At 65.3% G+C, this 17,188-nt stretch carries 15 protein-coding genes and 2 tRNA genes; 3 read left to right on the forward strand and 14 right to left on the reverse strand.

Features of this window, described 5'->3' with window-relative positions; all coding sequences use genetic code 11:
* Positions 1-3 precede the first annotated feature (3 nt).
* Positions 4-1,929, forward strand: a complete 1,926-nt coding sequence (gene pknB, locus QNO00_RS10060) for a Stk1 family PASTA domain-containing Ser/Thr kinase (protein WP_284024428.1) — start codon at positions 4-6, stop codon at positions 1,927-1,929.
* Here the strand turns inward: pknB and QNO00_RS10065 are convergent.
* From QNO00_RS10065 to QNO00_RS10075, 3 genes are read right to left on the reverse strand one after another with little or no spacing between them, the layout of a single operon-like run.
* Entirely contained in the window at positions 1,926-2,588 is a 663-nt protein-coding gene (locus QNO00_RS10065; protein ID WP_229966495.1) for an aminodeoxychorismate/anthranilate synthase component II, read from the reverse strand. The two genes, pknB and QNO00_RS10065, sit on opposite strands and share 4 nt — an antisense overlap.
* 5 nt (positions 2,589-2,593) lie before the next feature.
* Positions 2,594-2,764 carry a hypothetical protein gene (locus QNO00_RS10070; RefSeq protein ID WP_229966494.1) on the reverse strand — a complete coding sequence of 57 codons (171 nt, stop codon included), beginning with the start codon at positions 2,762-2,764 and terminating at the stop codon, positions 2,594-2,596.
* A 1-nt stretch (position 2,765) separates the two neighbouring features.
* On the reverse strand, positions 2,766-3,572 hold the full coding sequence (locus QNO00_RS10075; RefSeq protein WP_229966493.1) for a class E sortase: 807 nt from the start codon (positions 3,570-3,572) through the stop codon (positions 2,766-2,768).
* Between the two features lie 213 nt (positions 3,573-3,785).
* On the opposite strand from QNO00_RS10075, the gene QNO00_RS10080 reads away from it, so the two are divergent.
* On the forward strand, positions 3,786-4,037 hold the full coding sequence (locus QNO00_RS10080; RefSeq protein WP_229966492.1) for a cell division protein CrgA: 252 nt from the start codon (positions 3,786-3,788) through the stop codon (positions 4,035-4,037).
* A 1,503-nt stretch (positions 4,038-5,540) separates the two neighbouring features.
* Here QNO00_RS10080 and QNO00_RS10085 read toward each other — a convergent pair.
* Both QNO00_RS10085 and QNO00_RS10090 read right to left on the reverse strand, forming a co-directional pair.
* Entirely contained in the window at positions 5,541-6,257 is a 717-nt protein-coding gene (locus tag QNO00_RS10085) for a rhomboid family intramembrane serine protease (RefSeq protein WP_349643479.1), read from the reverse strand.
* 216 nt (positions 6,258-6,473) lie between these two features.
* A complete protein-coding gene (locus tag QNO00_RS10090; RefSeq protein ID WP_229966490.1) occupies positions 6,474-7,016 on the reverse strand; it encodes a peptidylprolyl isomerase in 543 nt (180 codons plus the stop codon).
* Positions 7,017-7,187: 171 nt separating this feature from the next.
* On the opposite strand from QNO00_RS10090, the gene QNO00_RS10095 reads away from it, so the two are divergent.
* Complete coding sequence (locus tag QNO00_RS10095) at positions 7,188-8,153, forward strand: hypothetical protein (protein WP_229966489.1); 966 nt, start codon at positions 7,188-7,190, stop codon at positions 8,151-8,153.
* 81 nt (positions 8,154-8,234) lie between these two features.
* Here the strand turns inward: QNO00_RS10095 and QNO00_RS10100 are convergent, their stop codons facing one another.
* From QNO00_RS10100 to recF, 9 genes are all read right to left on the reverse strand, one after another.
* Complete coding sequence (locus QNO00_RS10100) at positions 8,235-9,146, reverse strand: DMT family transporter (RefSeq protein ID WP_229966488.1); 912 nt, start codon at positions 9,144-9,146, stop codon at positions 8,235-8,237.
* A gap of 98 nt (positions 9,147-9,244) precedes the next feature.
* Positions 9,245-9,317, reverse strand: a tRNA-Ala gene (locus tag QNO00_RS10105).
* Between the two features lie 68 nt (positions 9,318-9,385).
* Entirely contained in the window at positions 9,386-9,505 is a 120-nt protein-coding gene (locus QNO00_RS10110; protein WP_284024430.1) for a DLW-39 family protein, read from the reverse strand.
* Positions 9,506-9,550: 45 nt separating this feature from the next.
* Positions 9,551-9,624, reverse strand: a tRNA-Ile gene (locus QNO00_RS10115).
* A 148-nt stretch (positions 9,625-9,772) separates the two neighbouring features.
* Positions 9,773-10,282 carry a DUF3566 domain-containing protein gene (locus tag QNO00_RS10120; protein ID WP_229966486.1) on the reverse strand — a complete coding sequence of 170 codons (510 nt, stop codon included), beginning with the start codon at positions 10,280-10,282 and terminating at the stop codon, positions 9,773-9,775.
* On the reverse strand, positions 10,279-12,906 hold the full coding sequence (gyrA, locus tag QNO00_RS10125) for a DNA gyrase subunit A (RefSeq protein WP_229966485.1): 2,628 nt from the start codon (positions 12,904-12,906) through the stop codon (positions 10,279-10,281). The genes QNO00_RS10120 and gyrA overlap by 4 nt, the downstream gene beginning before the upstream one ends.
* A 62-nt stretch (positions 12,907-12,968) precedes the next feature.
* Positions 12,969-15,035, reverse strand: coding sequence for a DNA topoisomerase (ATP-hydrolyzing) subunit B (gyrB, locus tag QNO00_RS10130; protein ID WP_442860514.1), 2,067 nt, complete (start codon positions 15,033-15,035; stop codon positions 12,969-12,971).
* 305 nt (positions 15,036-15,340) lie between these two features.
* Complete coding sequence (locus QNO00_RS10135; protein ID WP_442860513.1) at positions 15,341-15,946, reverse strand: DciA family protein; 606 nt, start codon at positions 15,944-15,946, stop codon at positions 15,341-15,343.
* Positions 15,930-17,114: a DNA replication/repair protein RecF gene (gene recF, locus QNO00_RS10140; protein WP_284024431.1), complete on the reverse strand. Its 1,185-nt coding sequence runs from the start codon at positions 17,112-17,114 to the stop codon at positions 15,930-15,932. The genes QNO00_RS10135 and recF overlap by 17 nt, the downstream gene beginning before the upstream one ends.
* Positions 17,115-17,188: the final 74 nt, after the last annotated feature.

A 17,188-nucleotide genomic window follows, 5' to 3' on the forward strand; every position in this document is an offset into this window, starting at 1 on the left:
ACCATGAGCGCAGATTTCCTCAAAGGACAGCCCACCCTGAATACCGAGCGGGTGTTGAACAGCCGTTACGAACTCGGCGAGCTGATCGGCCGCGGCGGCATGGCCGATGTGTACCTCGGCCGAGACATTCGGCTGGGCCGTTCCGTGGCCATCAAGGTCCTGCGCCCCGATTTGGCCCGCGATCCGCTGTTCCAGTCCCGGTTCCGGCGCGAGGCACAGGCTGTCGCGGGGCTGAACCACCCGGCGATTGTGTCCGTGTACGACACCGGCGATCAGGAATCCCCAGGGTCCACGCCGGATGATGTCCGCCTGCCGTTCATCGTGATGGAGTTTGTGCGCGGGCGGACCCTGCGCGATCTGGTCAAAGCCGGGGAGATCACCACCGACAAGGCCATTGAGTACATGCTCGGTGTTCTTGCCGCGCTGGAATACAGTCACCGTTCAGGGATTGTGCACCGCGACATCAAGCCGGCCAACGTCATGGTGACCGCCGACGGCGGCGTGAAGGTCATGGACTTCGGCATTGCCCGGGCGATGGCCGATTCTGCCGCGACCATGACCCAAACCCAGGCCGTCATCGGCACCGCGCAGTATCTTTCGCCCGAACAGGCCCGCGGCGAAACCGTGGATGCCCGCAGCGATCTGTATTCAGCCGCCTGCCTGCTCTTCGAAATGCTGGCGGGCCGGCCGCCGTTCATCGGCGACAGTCCCGTTTCCGTGGCGTACCAGCATGTCCGGGAACCTCCGCCCAAGGCCAGCAGCTTTAACGCCGAGATTGCGGCGGAGCTTGACGCTGTGCTGGACCACGGGTTGGCGAAGGACCGCGCGGACCGCTATCAGGACGCCCATGCGTTCCGCGACGCGCTGCTCCGCGTGCGCAGCGGAGCAGCAGCCGTTGAACCGGCACCCGACACCTCCGCCACCGAGGCCCTGACCGTTTCGGCTCCGGCCCGCGCCGCCGTCGACGTCAGCCCCATCGAGGACGAACCCCGCACCCGGGCCATGGCCCGGGTCCGTTCCGGCGGCCCGCTCACCACCGCTCCGGACGGAAACGACGACGACGATGCTCCGGCTTCGCTGTCCATCGGCAATACCGGGGACCGGGATCCGGAGCAGAAGGCCCGCCGGCGCGCCTGGATCACCACAGTCTGCATTGGACTTTTGCTGCTTTTGGGCGCCGGTTCCGTTTTGGCGTTCAACCTGATTAATCCCAAGGAAACCGCCCCGGTGACTGCGGTGATGCCCGATGTCCAGTCCAAGACCCAGACCGATGCCCTGAACATCATCCTGGATGCCGGCTTTGGGCCGCCAACCATCGAACCGGAATACAGCGACACGGTTAAGTCCGGCCTTGCCATCGGCACCTCTCCGGAGGGGGGAACCGATGCACCGCTGGATGCCAACGTCACCCTCTTCATTTCGCAGGGACCGTCAACCGTTACGATTCCCGCCAATTTGGCGGGCATGACCGAACCCGAGGCGCGTGATGCCCTCCGCAGCCTGGGCTTGCAGGGCGGAACCACAGCCGAGGCGAACAGTTCTGTGGTTCCGGCGGGCCGGGTGCTCTCCACCACCCCTGGGCTCGGAGAGGCTGTTCCGGTGGAGACCACCGTCGATCTGGTGCTGTCCACCGGCAACGTCACGGTTCCGGATCTCCTCGACCGTTCGCGGGAGGATGCGCAGGCAATCCTGGCCGACCCGCTCTACGGGCTGCCGGTCACAGTCAACGAGGTCGAGGACGCTGCGTCTGTCCCCGGAACGGTCACCGCCCAGAGCATCCCCGGCGGCATGGATGTGGAACAGGGCAGCACTATCGCCCTGACAGTGGCTAAGGCTCCGCCGGAGCCCACTGAGGAGCCCACTCCCGATCCGAGCGCCTCCCCGGAACCGTCGGAGACGGCGAAGGGGAAGAAGAAGAAGGACGACTAGCGCGGCAGGGGGTCCGCAGCAGTCGACATGAGCGGGCTGAGGGTGGCGGCATGTGCTGCCGCTCCAGCCAGGCCCAGTCCTTCGAGCCAGTTCCCCAGCATCTGGTAGCCGCCTTCGGTGAGCACTGATTCGGGGTGGAACTGCACACCGGAGAGGGGCGCCGAAGCGTGGCGGAGACCCATGATGATTCCGCTGTCGGTCCGGGCGGTCACCTCGAGTTCCGCCGGGATGGTGTCGGCAACTGCTGCCAGCGAGTGGTACCGCGTGGCGGTGACCGGGCTCGGCAGGCCCTGGAACACATCAGTGCCTTCGTGCCGGACCAGCGACGTTTTGCCGTGCATGAGCTCCGGAGCGTGGGTCACAGTCCCGCCGTAGGCTTCGGCCAGTGCCTGATGCCCGAGGCAGATGCCCAGCATCGGCTTGTTGTTTTCTCCGCACCAGCGGATCAGCTCAACGCACACACCCGCCTCGGCCGGGGCTCCGGGCCCCGGGGAGACCAGCACTCCGTCGCGGGCGGCAGCCAGCTCGACCGCCTCGGCCAGGGTGACGTCGTCGTTGCGCACCACCGTGGTCTCGGCCCCCAGCTGCTGCAGGTAGCCGACCAGCGTGTACACAAAGCTGTCGTAGTTGTCGACGACCAGGATTCGAATACTGCTCATGTGGTCTAGGAACCGCCAATCGTGGAATCGGTGAGGGGGCTAAGGAAGCTGTATTCGGAGAACCACGGGAACACGTAGTTCATGAGGAGCAGCACCACGCCGGCGATCAGCACGAGCGCGGTAAGGATGCGGACCCAGAGAGGGCCCGGCAGATTCCGAAAGATCCAAGCGTACATTTTAGCGCGCTCCTTCCGCGTTGTGGGCAACCTGGGCGGCAATCTCGGCCGGCGGACCGGCGGACAGCGGTTGCCAGGACTCCATCAGTGCGTAGGCAATGATCCGTTCCTCCGCCCCGAAGCGGGGGTTGCAGCTGGTGAGGGTCAAAAAGCGCTCGGTCGGCACCGCAGCGGGCTGTGTTGGTACGGGCGCAATGACATCCACGCGGTCCGGCAGGACAATCTGGTTGTTGCGGTAGACGTAGCTGTAGTAGCCGTCCTTGGTCTGCACATAGATTTTGTCCCCCGGCACCAGGGTATGGATGGCGTCCAGAACCTGCCCGTGCGTCTGGCGGTGGCCCGCAAGGGCAAAGTTTCCCACTTCTCCGGGCATGGCCGTCGAAGGATAGTGTCCAAGCCCGAGCGAATCCAGCACCGCTGTCCCCACACCGCTGGTTACGGGACGGGAGTAGGTGTCGCCGAAACGTGGAATGTAGACCACGGCAAAGGTGCGTCCTTCTTCCTCAATGGCCGGCAACACAGCCGGGTCGCCGTAATCGGGGCCGGCCGCCTCCGCGGCCGCCTCCGGCACCGGAGCAACCGGTCCATCGAATTCCGAGAACAAGCTGCCAACGGCCTGTTCCTGCTTGTTGTTGGCGTCGATATTGGTCCACCAGAGTTCCCACACGACATAGAGGACCAGGAGCAGTCCGAGAGTGATCAGGAGTTCTCCGAACACCTGGATGACCTGCTGGCTGCGGCTGCGTCCGCGGGAACGGGAACCGGCAGAGCTCCTTCGCGCGTGTGTTGCCCTGCTGGAGGTCGCCATGGTTCCCTTTTCGTTCTAGACCGGACTGGCGTGCGGCGGCACCGATGAGCTCCGCCATTCGCTACGATGAGTACAAGGGAAACAGCCAGGTGCGGTGGCAGCCCCCAGTCAGGATACAGCCGGGCAGCAGCCCGATGCGGCAGCACTGCACCAGCGGCCCCGCCATGACCGTATACGCCGGCATTCAGAGAGCCGGTTCCGCCAGGAGGATCCGTGCCCGAGTCAAAGTCCCGCAAGAAGCCCGCCACCGCAGCACCCGCCGCCAAGGCAAGCTCTGCACCCAAGCCCAACCCGGTTTGGTACAAGCCGGTCATGTTCGGCCTGATGATCATCGGTCTCCTGTGGATTATCGTGTTCTACATTTCCGAGAGCCGGTTCCCCATCCCCGAACTGGGCGCAGGGAACATCCTGGTGGGCTTCGGTATCGCCATTGTCGGCTTCCTGATGACCACCCGCTGGCGCTGACGGCACATCCCGCCACCATCCCCGGCGTCATCCGTTGGTTCGGACCACCTTGCAGGGTGTCCCTTTCCGGGGGTCCGCCTCGCGTGGGTGACACCTTTGCATGGGCGACGCCTTTGCGTAGGGCACCGGAAGTCTCACCAGCCAAATAGAAGTTCAAGCCGCGAGGGCCTGAGCGCGGTATTACACCGGGCTCAGGCCCTCGAGCTTTGCCGAGCGTCGTTTGGTGCCGTCCCTTTAAGTGCTTGCATTCAGCAGCGTTGCCAGCCACAGGTTCAGAGCCACAGGCCGAGCCGGCCCCGCCACAGGTTCCCACTCTTTGGGGCGCATGAGTCGTCGTGGGGTCACACCAGCCACACCAGGTAACAAAGGCTGGGAACCAGTGCGGGAAACCTGCACGAGGGTGGAGCCGGGACCAAAAACCACAGCCCTGCCGCTGCTCCCCTGCCAGAAGCGCGCCCCGGCCCCCCAGTACCAGTCAGAAGCACGCCCCGGTCACCCAGTACCAGTCAGAAGCACGAGCCCGACCGCCCAGTACCAGTCACAAGCACAAACCCGACCGCCGCTTCCCTGGCACAGGCCCGAGCCCAGCCCCAGGGTCCCAGCCACAATCACCGGCAGTCCCAAATCCCGGCCAACGCCACACGCCACACGCCACACGCCAGCCTCATGTGGCCGGCCCGAAGGCCACAAGCCGAGCACGGATTCCCACTCTTTGGGGCACATGAGCCGTCTTGGGATCACACCAGCCACACCAGGTAACAAAGGGTGGGAACCAGTGCGGGAAACCTCCGCGGGGTCGGGGTTGCCGCCGCGGAACCGGAAATGAGGCCGCTGCAACCCAGCGGCACCAAGACCCGGGGCCCTGTGCAGAACCTTTGTGCACACACTGTGCACAGAGTTATCCACAGGTGTGCGTAACTTTTCGTCCCGTTGGGGCAAAATCACCGGCATCATAGGCACAGGAGTTATCCACAGCTGTGGAATTACATGTGTGTAACTCAGTTTTGCCTCTGGATAACCTGTTTACAATTGGCCCTACAGCCTGTGGATAACTTGTGATCTCAGGGAACCGGAGTCGACCACTTCCGGGTTCGCCGGTGAAGCCGGGATCCGGTCCGGGCTGTACCCTATCCCTCCCAGGCCCCTTAACCGGCGCGGATTTTGCCGACAGACGACGGCGATCAACCCCGTTTGGCCATGTCTCATCACCACAAGTTATTAACACTGTGGGTATCTCTGTGGATAACGCCCGGCCCGCTGTGGATCACCGGAGCTCCGCGGGGCGGGGACCCTGGAACGGCACGCTCCTGTTGGTCAGGGACCCGGCCAGAGATGCGGAACAGGGCACCGAAGCGGGCGGCCAGGGCGCGGAACAAGGCTCCTGAGCGGGTGCCGGGCAGGGGCGCGGATTACCGATCAGGGCAGCGCCCGGCCAAGGCCCGAACAGGGCACCACTGCCGAACCGCCCGAACCGGCGCACTGCCGCACCGGCTTAAGCCAGCCTTAGATCAGGCCCTTGGCCCCGGCCAGTACGGCGGAAATGACGCACAGCACCACAACAATCCCGGCGAGGCCGGCAAACTGCACCAGCGACCGGTTTTTGCCCTTGGGTGCGTAAACCAGGACGGCGGCGCACGCGGCGCCGGTCAGCAGCCCGCCCAGATGCGCCTGCCACGCAATGTTGGGGACGAAGAATCCCAGCGCAAAGTTGACGGCCAGCAGGATCAGCACCGACCGCACACTGGCCCGCCGCTGCAGCAGGACCACCAGGAGGGCGCCGAAGAGGCCGAAGATTGCCCCGGACGCTCCCACCACAGCCTGGAAGAGCGGACTGAGCGCCAGCACGCCCACCGATCCTCCCAGCGCCGAGATGAGGTACAGCAGCGCAAAACGGAGCCGGCCCAGTTGCGGCTCGAGCCCCTGTCCCAGGAACCACAGGGCGTAGAGGTTGAAGGCGATGTGCAGGACGCCTCCGGGGGAATGCAGGAATGCCGAGGACAGCATCCGCCAGGGTTCAACGCCGGTGAGGACGGGCGCGTACCAAAGGAGCGAGGTGAAGGGCGGATACAGGAACTGCACCATGAAGAACACCGCGCAGACAGCCATCAGCGTGATCGTGACGACGGGCTTGCCCTGGGCGACCTTTCCGCCGTAGGGCGTCCGGTACGCGGGGGCCTGCCGGCGGCTCTTCTGGAAGCAGTCCTCGCACTGGATGCCCACGGGCGCAGCATGCTGGCACTCCGGGCAGGCCGGGCGGCCGCAGCGCTGGCAGCGGATGTAGCTGATCCGGTCCGGGTGCCGCGGACAGACGGGAACCTGTGAGGCCGGTGTTTCAGCAGGCACTCCATATGACATTGCGGTACTCCCAAAGAGAAATGAGGCCAGATGGACGAAAGGCCCCGGCCGAAAAATCCGACCGGGGCATCCGTGAACGGGTTAGAGCTGTTCGACAGTGATGCTGTTGATAACTACGTCTTCGGCCGGCTTGTCGCGCATGTCGGTGGCGACGGCGTTGAGCTGGTCAACCAGTGCACGGGACTCGTCGTCGGCTACTTCGCCGAAGATCGTGTGCTTGCCCTGCAGCCAGGTGGTGGGGACGGAGGTGATGAAGAACTGGGATCCGTTGGTTCCACGGCCCATCTGCACACCGGCGTTGGCCATGGCCAGCTTGTACGGGGTGGAGAAATCCAGGTCGGGGTTGATCTCGTCGTCGAACTGGTAGCCCGGTCCGCCGGTGCCGCGGCCCAGGGGATCGCCGCCCTGGATCATGAAGTCTTTGATGATGCGGTGGAAGATGGTGCCGTCATACAGCGGGCGGCTGGTCTTCTCTCCTGTTGCCGGGTCGGTCCACTCGATCTCGCCGGTGGCCAGGCCAACAAAGTTCTTAACCGTCTTGGGCGCGTGATTGCCGAAGAGGTTGACCTTGATGTCGCCCATGGACGTGTGGATGGTTGCAAGTGCGGTAGGAATAGCAGTCATATATTTCATTCTTCCACGGCGAACGCGCCGGCGGGCGGAAATTGCCCGGTTCAGCGCACAGTGAAAAGTCCGCCCCGCCCGGAGCATCAATAGCACGCATCCGCCAAGTCAACGTAGGGTAAGGATGAACCGTCACTATCCCGGGAGGTAGTTTTGAAGAAGAAGGACCGCATGGCCCGTGACTTTGAATCCAATGTCACTGCAGGCGTAGAGACCGCACGTGACTGGGCTGCACCGAAGGTGGAAGCTGCTCGTGACTGGGCAGTGCCCCGCATCGAAAAGGGCATCGAGACCGCCTCACCCAAGATCCAGGAAGGCCTCCAGAAGGTCGGAGACGGTGTTGCCGCTGGAGTAGCAACGGTCACCCCCCGCATCCAGGAAGGCCTCCAGAAGGTCGGTCCGAGGATCAGCAAAACCGTGGACGAAGCCACCCCCCGCATCCAGCACACCCTGGACCGCGCCACTCCGGCTATCAACGGAGCGCGGGACAAGGTTGTGGAGGACTACATTCCCAGCCTCTCCACCCGCATCGGTGATGCCTCGGCTACGGTAACCCGCAGCCTGGGTGCCGCTTCGATTCCGGTTCAGACGGCGGTTGCCAAGGCAACCGGCAACAAGAAGGCGCTGAAGAAGGCCCGGAAGGCAGCCGCTCAGGCAGCCAAGGCCGCCCGCAAGAGCCAGAAGGGCGGCGGCAAGGGCTGGCTGATCTTCGGCATCATCGCAGCAGCCGTGGCTGCAGGCGCCGCCGCGTGGCGCGCCTCGCGCCCGGTGGAGGATCCGTGGAAGACGCCGGCACCGGCTAAGCCCGAGACCATTGCGGTTCCCGAGCCCAAGCCCGCCGCTGCCAAGCCCGCCGCCGCACCGACGGCTCCCGCACCGACGGCTCCCGTGACCCCGGCTCCCAAGCCCGCTGTCAGCAATGCCGACAAGGCTGCTTCCAACGGCAAGGAATCCGCGAAGGAGACTAAGGAGACCGTTGCCAGCATCAAGGAGGCCGCGGAGCGCGCCGCTGCACGGTCCGGTGAAAAGGGCGCGGAGGCCGCCAAGCACAGCAAGGAAGCCGCTTCGAAGGCTGCTGACGCTGCCAAGACCTCCGGTGCACACGCCGACAAGCCCTCGGAGAAGACCGCCGAATAACCCGGTAGCTTCACCGCAGTTCGCTTAGCCAAAGGAGGGCTCCCGCATTCGCGGGAGCCCTCCTTTGCGTGCTGCGTCGGTTCAGTCCCCGATGTCTCCGCCCAGGGCGGGCGGCGCCGGCGGAAGCGCTTGGGCCCGGGAGCGGCGCCCCTGCCCGGTTACGACGACGGCGAGGCCGGCCAGGATAAGCGCCAGCCCGGCGTAGGTTCCCGCCGGCAGCTGCTCGCCGAGGAACACCGCGGCCAGGATGGCGGCACCGGGAATCTCCAACAGGATGATCATGGAAACCACCAGCGGCGAGATCACTGCCAGCAGATGGTTGAACACGGTGTGGCCCAGCAGCTGGGCCACAACGGTCACGGCCAGGATTCCTGCCCACGCGGCCGGTTCAAAGGACACCAGCGGCTGCCCGAAGGCCGCGCACAGCACCAGCAGGAGTGCTGCGCACAGCCCATAGCAGAGCGAGGTGTAGGTGCCGGTGCTCATGGTCGCCCGGGCCTTGCCTCCGGCGATGGTGTACAGCCCGGCCAGCGCCCCGCCGGCCACGGCCAGCAGGTCTCCGATGAGCGCATCGCGAGACAGCGCCAGGTCAAAGCCCGTGATGACGATGACGCCGGCAAGGGCCGCTCCCAGCCCCGCCAGCACCCGGGGAGCGACCGGAATGCCCCGGAACAGGTTGAAGAGCGCGATCCATCCCGCCTGCAGGCAGACCAGGGCCGTCGCCGCAGCCACCGAGGTGAGCTGCAGTGCGGTGATGAAGCAGGCGAAGTGCAGGGCCAGGGCAACTGATGCCAGGGCAGTCCATTTGGTCTCGGCGCGGGTCAGGCGGGCGAAACCTCCCGGATTGCGCAGCACCGCCGGTGCCCCCATGACCACCGCGCCCAGGGCGTTGCGCCAAAAGGCTATGGCCAGGGCGGGGGCTGCCGTGGCTGCCATGATGGGGCCGGAAGCTGATACTCCAAGGACGCCGATCACGGCGAGTAAAACGGTCACAAGAGCAACAATAGGTGACCCGGCGGAGAGTTACGGAACGCGGCAGCTCGAGGGTTAAACGCAGAAAGTCCCGGCCAGCGGCCGGGACTTTCTTTCGGTGGAGGCACGGGGACTCGAACCCCGAACCCCCTGCTTGCAAAGCAGGTGCGCTACCAATTGCGCCATGCCCCCGAAATGTGAACTCATCCAGTGTACCCCACCCGGACCTGCGGTGGAACCGATTCATTCTTTACTGAAGATCAATCAACCTTGTCGGTTGCGGACTTCCAGACGGATTTCTCCGCGGCAGTTTCCTGCCATTTTTTTACCGCAAGGATTCCCGCGACTGCCGCTGCAGCTGCTGCCAGCAACTTCTTCACAGTGCCTCCTTGCCTAGTGGCGCATCACCTTGCGGTGATGTTCCGTGGGCGCACCAGGACTTGAACCTGGGACCTCTTCGTTATCAGCGAAGCGCTCTAACCGCCTGAGCTATGCGCCCCGATACCTTCTCGGGCCGAGATAAAACTTTACCCCACCTCCGCCGGGAACCCAAATCCGGATCCCATTTCGGTTCGATTTTCTGCCCGGCCGGCGATTTTGCGGAGCCGGCCGGGCAAAATAATCGGAATTTTGGCGGATTTTTCCGCCTAGTCGTCCGTCAGGGTGACACCGATGCCGCCCACGAGGGTGGAAGCGATGTTGTACAGCACGGAGGCGAGCATGGACAGCGCCGTCAGCAGCAGCACGTTGACGACAGCGATGATGGTCGCGAAGGAGACCACCTGCCCCAGCGATGCGAACTCGCGGAGGTCAAAACCGCCGGATTCGGTGCCGGCAATGTCGCCCAGAAGAGTGTTGACCCGGTCAAAGATCCCCGTCAGGTCCAGGACGGTCCACAGCACGATGGCCGCGACCACTGTCACCACGCCCAGGGCCACCGACAGCAGGAACGCCATCTTCAGCACGGACCAGGGATCGATCTTGCTCACCAGGAGGCGTGCCTTGCGGGCCTTGGCCTTCGGTGCAGGCTTGACGAGCGGTTGCCGGTTGGCCGGAGCGCTCTGACCACCCCCGGGGCGCTGGGCCGGACGCGCGGGTGTCTTTACCCGCGGACCGGTGCCCGACGTCGACCGCGGATTTGAGTTGGTCGAGCTCACTCGTTACCTCCATCTTCTGCTGGCTGCGCATCCTGCGCGGCCGTTGTGTCTGTAGCCAACGGTACTTCATCGGCCTCGGTGCCAGCAGACTCTGCTGCGGTCTGGGGCGCCGTGGTTCCGGCTTCCGGGGCGGCGGGGTTGCCCTCGTCGTCGTCGGCTTCTTCAATGCCCAGATCGCGTTCGGAGTTGCGCGCCACTGCGATGATGCGGTCGTTCTTGTCGGGCTTGGCAAAGATGACGCCCATGGTGTCGCGGCCCTTGGCAGGGACTCCGGCCACGGAGGAGCGGACCACCTTGCCGCCCTGCATGACCACCAGGACTTCGTCTTCCTCCTGCACGATCATGGCGCCGACCAGGTGTCCGCGGTCCTCGGCGTACTTGGCCACCTTGATGCCCAGTCCGCCGCGGCCCTGCACGCGGTATTCCTCCACCGCGGTGCGCTTGGCGTAGCCGCCCTCGGTGACGATGAACACGAAGGAATCTTCGGTCACGACATCGGCGGCCAGCAGTTCATCGTCCTCGCGGAACTTCATGCCGGTCACACCCGAGGTGGCGCGTCCCATGGGGCGCAGGGCATCGTCGGTGGCCGTGAAGCGCAGCGACTGGCCCTTGCGGGAAACCAGCATCAGGTCGTCGGTTTCCGAGACCAGCTGGGCGGAGACCAGCTCGTCGCCGTCGCGCAGATTGATCGCGATGACGCCGGCGGAGCGGTTGGTGTCGTAGTCCTCCAGGCGGGTCTTCTTCACCAGGCCGCGCTTAGTGGCAAGCACCAGGTACGGAGCGGCGTCGTAGCCGGGCAGGTCCAGCACCTGGGCGATGTGTTCGTCCGGCTGGAAGGCCAGCAGGTTCGCCACGTGCTGGCCCTTGGCGTCGCGGCCGGCTTCGGCCAGCTCATAGGCCTTGGCGCGGTAGACCCGGCCCAGGTTGGTGAAGAACAGCAGCCAGTGGTGCGTGGTGGTGACGAAGAAGTGCTCGACGACGTCGTCGCCGCGCAGCTGCGCGCCCTTGATGCCCTTGCCGCCGCGGGCCTGCTGCCGGTAGTTGTCGCTGCGCGTGCGCTTGACGTAGCCGCCGCGGGTAATGGTGACCACCATTTCCTCTTCGGGAATGAGGTCTTCCATGCTCATGTCGCCGTCGTAGCCCATGAGGATGTGCGTGCGGCGGTCGTCACCGTACTTGTCGGTGATTTCGCGCAGCTCGTCGCTGACGATCTGGCGCTGGCGCGCCTCCGAAGCGAGGATCGAGTTGTATTCGGCGATTTCGAGCTGCAGCTTCGCGTACTGGTCCTGGATCTTCTGCCGTTCCAGGGCAGCCAGTCGGCGCAGCTGCATGTCCAGGATGGCCTGGGCCTGCAGCTCGTCGATGTCCAGCAGGCCCATCAGGCCGGTTCGGGCCTCTTCGACGGTGGTGGAGCGGCGGATCAGGGCAATGACGTCGTCCAGGGCATCCAGGGCCTTGAGCAGGCCCAGCAGGATGTGGGCCACTTCTTCGGCCTTGCGCAGCCGGTAGCGGGTGCGCCGAACGATCACTTCGAGCTGGTGGGTGACCCAGTGCCGGATGAAGGCGTCCAGGCTCAGGGTGCGCGGCACCCCGTCCACGATCGCGAGCATGTTGGCGCCGAAGTTTTCCTGCAGCTGGGTGTGCTTGTAGAGGTTATTCAGCACCACCTTGGGCACGGCGTCGCGCTTGAGCACGATGACCAGGCGCTGGCCGGTGCGGCCCGAGGTTTCATCGCGCATGTCGGCGATGCCGGTGACCTTGCCGTCCTTGACCAACTCGGCGATCTTGATCGCCAGGTTGTCGGGGTTGGCCTGGTAGGGGAGTTCGGTGACCACCAGGCAGGTGCGGCCCTGGAGTTCCTCGACGCTGACGACGGCGCGCATGGTGATGGAGCCGCGGCCGGTGCGGTAGGCATCCTCGATGCCCTTGTGGCCCAGGATCTGTGCGCCGGTGGGGAAGTCCGGGCCCTTGATGCGGCGGATCAGTTCCTCGAGCAGCACATCGTTGGGTGCTTCCGGGTTTTCCAGGTACCACTGGACGCCGTCGGCCACTTCGCGCAGGTTGTGCGGCGGAATGTTGGTGGCCATGCCCACGGCGATGCCGGAGGAGCCGTTGACCAGGAGGTTCGGGAAGCGGGCCGGCAGGATCGTCGGCTCCTGGTTCCGGCCGTCGTAGTTGTCCATGAAGTCGACGGTTTCCTCGTCGATGTCACGGACCATTTCCATGGCCAGCGGGGCCATCTTGGTTTCGGTGTACCGGGGTGCCGCGGCGCCGTCGTTGCCGGGGGAGCCGAAGTTTCCCTGCCCCAGGGCCAGCGGATAGCGCATGGTCCAGTCCTGGATCAGGCGGACCAGGGCGTCGTAAATGGCCGAGTCGCCGTGCGGGTGGTACTGGCCCATGACTTCGCCGACCACGCGGGCGCACTTGTTGAACGAGCGCTCCGGGCGGTAGCCGCCGTCGAACATCGCGTACAGGACACGGCGGTGCACGGGCTTCAGGCCGTCGCGAACATCCGGGAGGGCACGCCCCACGATGACCGCCATGGCGTAGTCCAGGTAGGACCGCTGCATTTCAGTCTGCAGATCGATCTGTTCAACCCGGTCTGAGAGGGTCTCTTCACTCATTGGTTGTTCCGTTCTTCAAAAGCTCTGTAAATCCGCTGACGCTGAGGAGGGGTGGCGTGGTCCTAGATGTCCAGGAAGCGCACATCCTTGGCGTTCTGCTGGATGAAGTTGCGGCGTGATTCCACGTCCTCGCCCATCAGGACGGAGAAGATTTGGTCCACGGCGGCGGCATCGTCCATGGTGACCTGCAGCAGCGTGCGGTGGTCGGGATCCATGGTGGTGTCCCAGAGCTCGGTGTAGTCCATCTCGCCCAGGCCCTTGTAGCGCTGGATGCCGTTGTCCTTGGGCAGGCGCTGGTTGTTCGCCAGCCCGCGGGACACGACCTCGTCGCGTTCGCGGTCGCTGTAGACGTAGTCGTGGGCGTGGTTGGACCACTTGATCCGGTACAGCGGGGGCTGCGCCAGGTACACGAAGCCGCTCTCAATCAGCGGGCGCATGTAGCGGAAGAGCAGCGTCAGCAGCAGCGTGGTGATGTGCTGGCCGTCGACGTCGGCATCGGCCATCAGCACGATCTTGTGATAGCGGGCCTTCTCCACGTCGAAGTCCTCGCCGATGCCCGCGCCGAACGCGGTGATCATGGACTGGACCTCGGCGTTGCCCAGGGCCCGGTCCAGGCGTGCGCGCTCCACGTTCAGGATCTTGCCGCGCAGCGGCAGGATGGCCTGGGTCTCGGGGTTGCGGCCGCGGACGGCGGAACCGCCGGCCGAGTCACCCTCCACAATGTAGATTTCGGACTTGGACGGGTCCTTGGAGGAGCAGTCCTTGAGCTTGCCGGGCATGCCGCCGGATTCCAGCAGGCCCTTGCGGCGGGTCGATTCGCGGGCCTTGCGGGCCGCGAGGCGGGCCTGGGAGGCCTGGATCGACTTGCGGATCACGTCGCGGGCCGGGCCGGGGTTGCGCTCCAGCCAGTCGCCGAGCTGGTCGGTGACGACCCGCTGCACGAAGCCCTTGACCTCGGAGTTGCCGAGCTTGGTCTTCGTCTGGCCCTCAAACTGCGGTTCCGCCAGCTTCACCGAGATGACGGCCGTCAGGCCCTCGCGGATGTCGTCGCCGGTGAGGTTGTCATCCTTTTCCTTGATGATGTTCTTCTCGCGGGCGTAGCGGTTGATCAACGACGTCATTGCGGCGCGGAAGCCCTCTTCGTGGGTGCCGCCCTCGTGCGTGTTGATCGTGTTGGCGTAGGTGTGGACGCTCTCCGAGTAGGCGGTGGTCCACTGCAGGGCCATTTCCACGGCCATCTTTTTGTCATTGTCTTCGGTCTCGAAGGCAATGACGTCGTCGTGGATGGCTTCGTACCGCTTGGACGTGTTCAGGTGCTTGACGTAGTCCAGCAGCCCGTCCTTGTACATGTAGTCGACCACGCGGTGCTTGGGGCCCGTGTCTTCGCTGTCCTCGCCCGGGGCAGCGGTGATTTCCTCGGGGCCTTCCTCAAGCGTCCGCTCGTCAGTGAGCACGATCCGCAGACCCTTGTTCAGGAACGCCATCTGCTGGAAGCGGGCGCGGAGGGTTTCGAAATCGAATTCAGTGGACTCGAAGATGCTGGCGTCCGGATAGAACGTCTGAATCGTTCCGGTGGCGTCGGTCGCCTCGCCCTTGCGCAGGCCGCCCACCGGGTGGCCGCCGTCGGCGAAGGACTGGTGCCAGACAAAGCCCTGCCGGCGGATTTCGGTCTCCACCCGCGCGGAGAGAGCGTTCACAACTGAGATGCCCACGCCGTGCAGACCGCCGGAAACGGCATAACCGCCGCCGCCGAACTTGCCGCCGGCGTGCAGGATGGTCATGACAACCTGGACCGTCGGCATGTTTTCGGTCGGATGCATGTCCACCGGGATGCCGCGGCCGTTGTCCTCGACCCGCACGCCGCCGTCGGCCTGCAGGGTGATGTTGATCCGGTCGCAATAGCCGGCCAGGGCCTCGTCCACCGAGTTGTCGACCACTTCATAGACCAGGTGGTGCAGACCGCGGGGCCCGGTGGAACCGATGTACATGCCCGGGCGTTTCCGAACGGCCTCGAGGCCCTCCAGCACGGTGATTTCGTTGGCACCGTATTCGTGCGGAGTGGCCTTTTCGGGCTCGCTGGTGTGCTCTGCTGTTACGTCAGCGTTGTCCATCTCATTGTCGTTAGCCACAGGTGCTGTCGACTCCTCAGTGTGTTGGTCAAAAATTGATGCCTCTCCCCAGGACAGGCATCTCAACTTCCAATTCTACCGTGCCGCAGGGTCCATTACGGCCCAAAACACCCTGCTAGCGGCCACCAAAGCTGGCTATGAGCCCATATCGCCCCCGACTCGGGGTCCGGATATGGCCGGAGGGGTTTCGGAGCCGCTGAAAGCCACAGAGCAACTGTGAGAGGGAGTACTTTCGGCTCCGGGTGAAAGCCCCGCCGCCGGGGTGCCGGCCGCGCCGCGGCGGGTCCGGTTCTGCGGTTCCGGTGCTATCCGTAGGTGTCCCGCGGGCCGCGTCCCTTGACGGTGCGCAGCCCCTTGCGCCAGTTGGGCGCGGCCGGACCGATCACTTCGATCTTGGTGACGACGCCGGGGCCGAGCTCCGCATCGAACCGGCTGATCAGCGCGCTGCGCAGCAGCCGCAGCTGGGTGGCCCAGGCGGTGGAATCGCAGCGGACCTGAACCGTGGTGTCAGAGAAGGACTCCGGCTTGCAGTGCGCGCTGACATCGGCTCCGACCAGTTCTTCCCACCGTGAAATCACCGATCCCACTGCCACGGGGGAGTTCCAGCCGCGTTCGCTGACGAACCGGTTGAAAACCTTGCCCACGCCCTGTGGATCCCGGCCGGTGTATTCACCCGGCACGAACGGCAGCGCGGCCCGGCGGTGTCCGGCCTTGCGCCGGCCGGCCGGGATCCGCTGGTTGCCGCGGGCCTGGGCGGCCTGCCGCATCCGGTTCAGCTGGGCCTGGGCCGCGTCCTGGCGGATTTCCGCCTCGTCGGTTTCCGGCCGGCCCGTGGCGCCTGCGGGCGGCAGCCCGGCTCCGGGATCCGGTGTGGTTCCCTCGCCGCCTTGTCCGTCAGACGGCGGGAACACTGATGCCTCCGGGAACCACTGTGATCAGTTCCCCGGCCAGGGCTTCGGGAATGTCTCCCGCCACGGCGGCGGTGACGAGCACCTGTTCGGCGCCGGAGACGATGCCGGCGAGCCGGCTGCGGCGCTGGACATCGAGTTCGGCAAAGACGTCGTCCAGGATCAGGATGGGTCCGGCTCCCGGGCTCTCGTCGTCGTCGAGGAGCAGGTAATACGTTCCCAGCCGCATGGCCAGTGCGAAGGACCAGGTCTCACCGTGGGAGGCATACCCCTTGGCCGGTGCCTGACCCAGAATGAGCTCAAGATCGTCCCGGTGCGGACCCACCAGCGAGACTCCGCGCTCAATTTCCCGGCGGCGGTTGGCCAGGAAGGCCGCCAGGAAACGCTCGGTCAGCTCGGCTTCGGTGAGCGCGTACAGCTCCTCCGGGTCGGGATCGCCGACGACGGCGCCGTCGTCGTTCACCGCGCCCTGAAGGGTTGAGCGGTAGACGGCGCGGGCGGCCTTGGAGCCGTCCGTCAGGTCCCGGTAGGCGCTCTGCAGATGCGGCTGCAGCCGGCGCAGTGCCTGCAGCCGGGCCGCGAGCAGGCGGGCGCCCACAACGGCCATGTGTTGGTCCCAGACTTCCAGGGTCGCTTCGTGGGAGGCGGTGAAGCGGCCCGCTGCGCGGGCCGATTTCAGCAGGGCGTTGCGCTGTTTGAGCACGCGCTCATAGTCGCTGCGGGTGGCAGCATGGTGCGGCACCAGCGAGACGATCAGGTCGTCGATGAACTTGCGCCGGCTGGACGGGTCGCCCTTGACCAGGGTGAGGTCTTCCGGAGCAAACAGGACCGTCCGGCACAGCCCCAGGATCTCCCGCGCGCGCACCGGGTTGGCGCGGTTGATCCGGGCGCGGTTCGTCCGGCCGGGATTGAGTTCCAGCTCCACGCTGGTGCGCCGGGTGCCCTTCACCAGCCTGGCCCGCACCAGCGCCTGGTCAGCATCGAAGGCGACCAGCGGGGCATCGGTGCTGACCCGGTGCGAGGACAGGGACGCCAGGTAGCCGATCGCTTCGACAATGTTGGTTTTGCCGGTCCCGTTGGGCCCGACGAAAACGGTGACTCCGGGTTTGAGCTCCAGATCCAGCTGCGCGTAGCTGCGGAAGCCGGTCAGTGAGAGGTAATCAATGTACAAACCCGTCCACCTTTGTCCTGCCTTCCGCTTGGCCGTTTTTCTGTTCCTGCTGTCCTGCGTTCCTGCTGTTTCGC

The sequence above is a fragment of the Arthrobacter sp. zg-Y1219 genome (assembly GCF_030125545.1).
Classification (GTDB): domain Bacteria; phylum Actinomycetota; class Actinomycetes; order Actinomycetales; family Micrococcaceae; genus Arthrobacter_B.

Coding starts and splice junctions, on each gene's coding strand:
- QNO00_RS10090 (WP_229966490.1), bottom strand. CDS start 7,016: ATGACTGCTATTCCTACCGCACTTGCAACCATCCACACGTCCATGGGC.
- pknB (WP_284024428.1), top strand. CDS start 4: ATGAGCGCAGATTTCCTCAAAGGACAGCCCACCCTGAATACCGAGCGG.
- QNO00_RS10095 (WP_229966489.1), top strand. CDS start 7,188: ATGGCCCGTGACTTTGAATCCAATGTCACTGCAGGCGTAGAGACCGCA.
- gyrA (WP_229966485.1), bottom strand. CDS start 12,906: ATGAGTGAAGAGACCCTCTCAGACCGGGTTGAACAGATCGATCTGCAG.
- QNO00_RS10070 (WP_229966494.1), bottom strand. CDS start 2,764: ATGTACGCTTGGATCTTTCGGAATCTGCCGGGCCCTCTCTGGGTCCGC.
- QNO00_RS10065 (WP_229966495.1), bottom strand. CDS start 2,588: ATGAGCAGTATTCGAATCCTGGTCGTCGACAACTACGACAGCTTTGTG.
- QNO00_RS10075 (WP_229966493.1), bottom strand. CDS start 3,572: ATGGCGACCTCCAGCAGGGCAACACACGCGCGAAGGAGCTCTGCCGGT.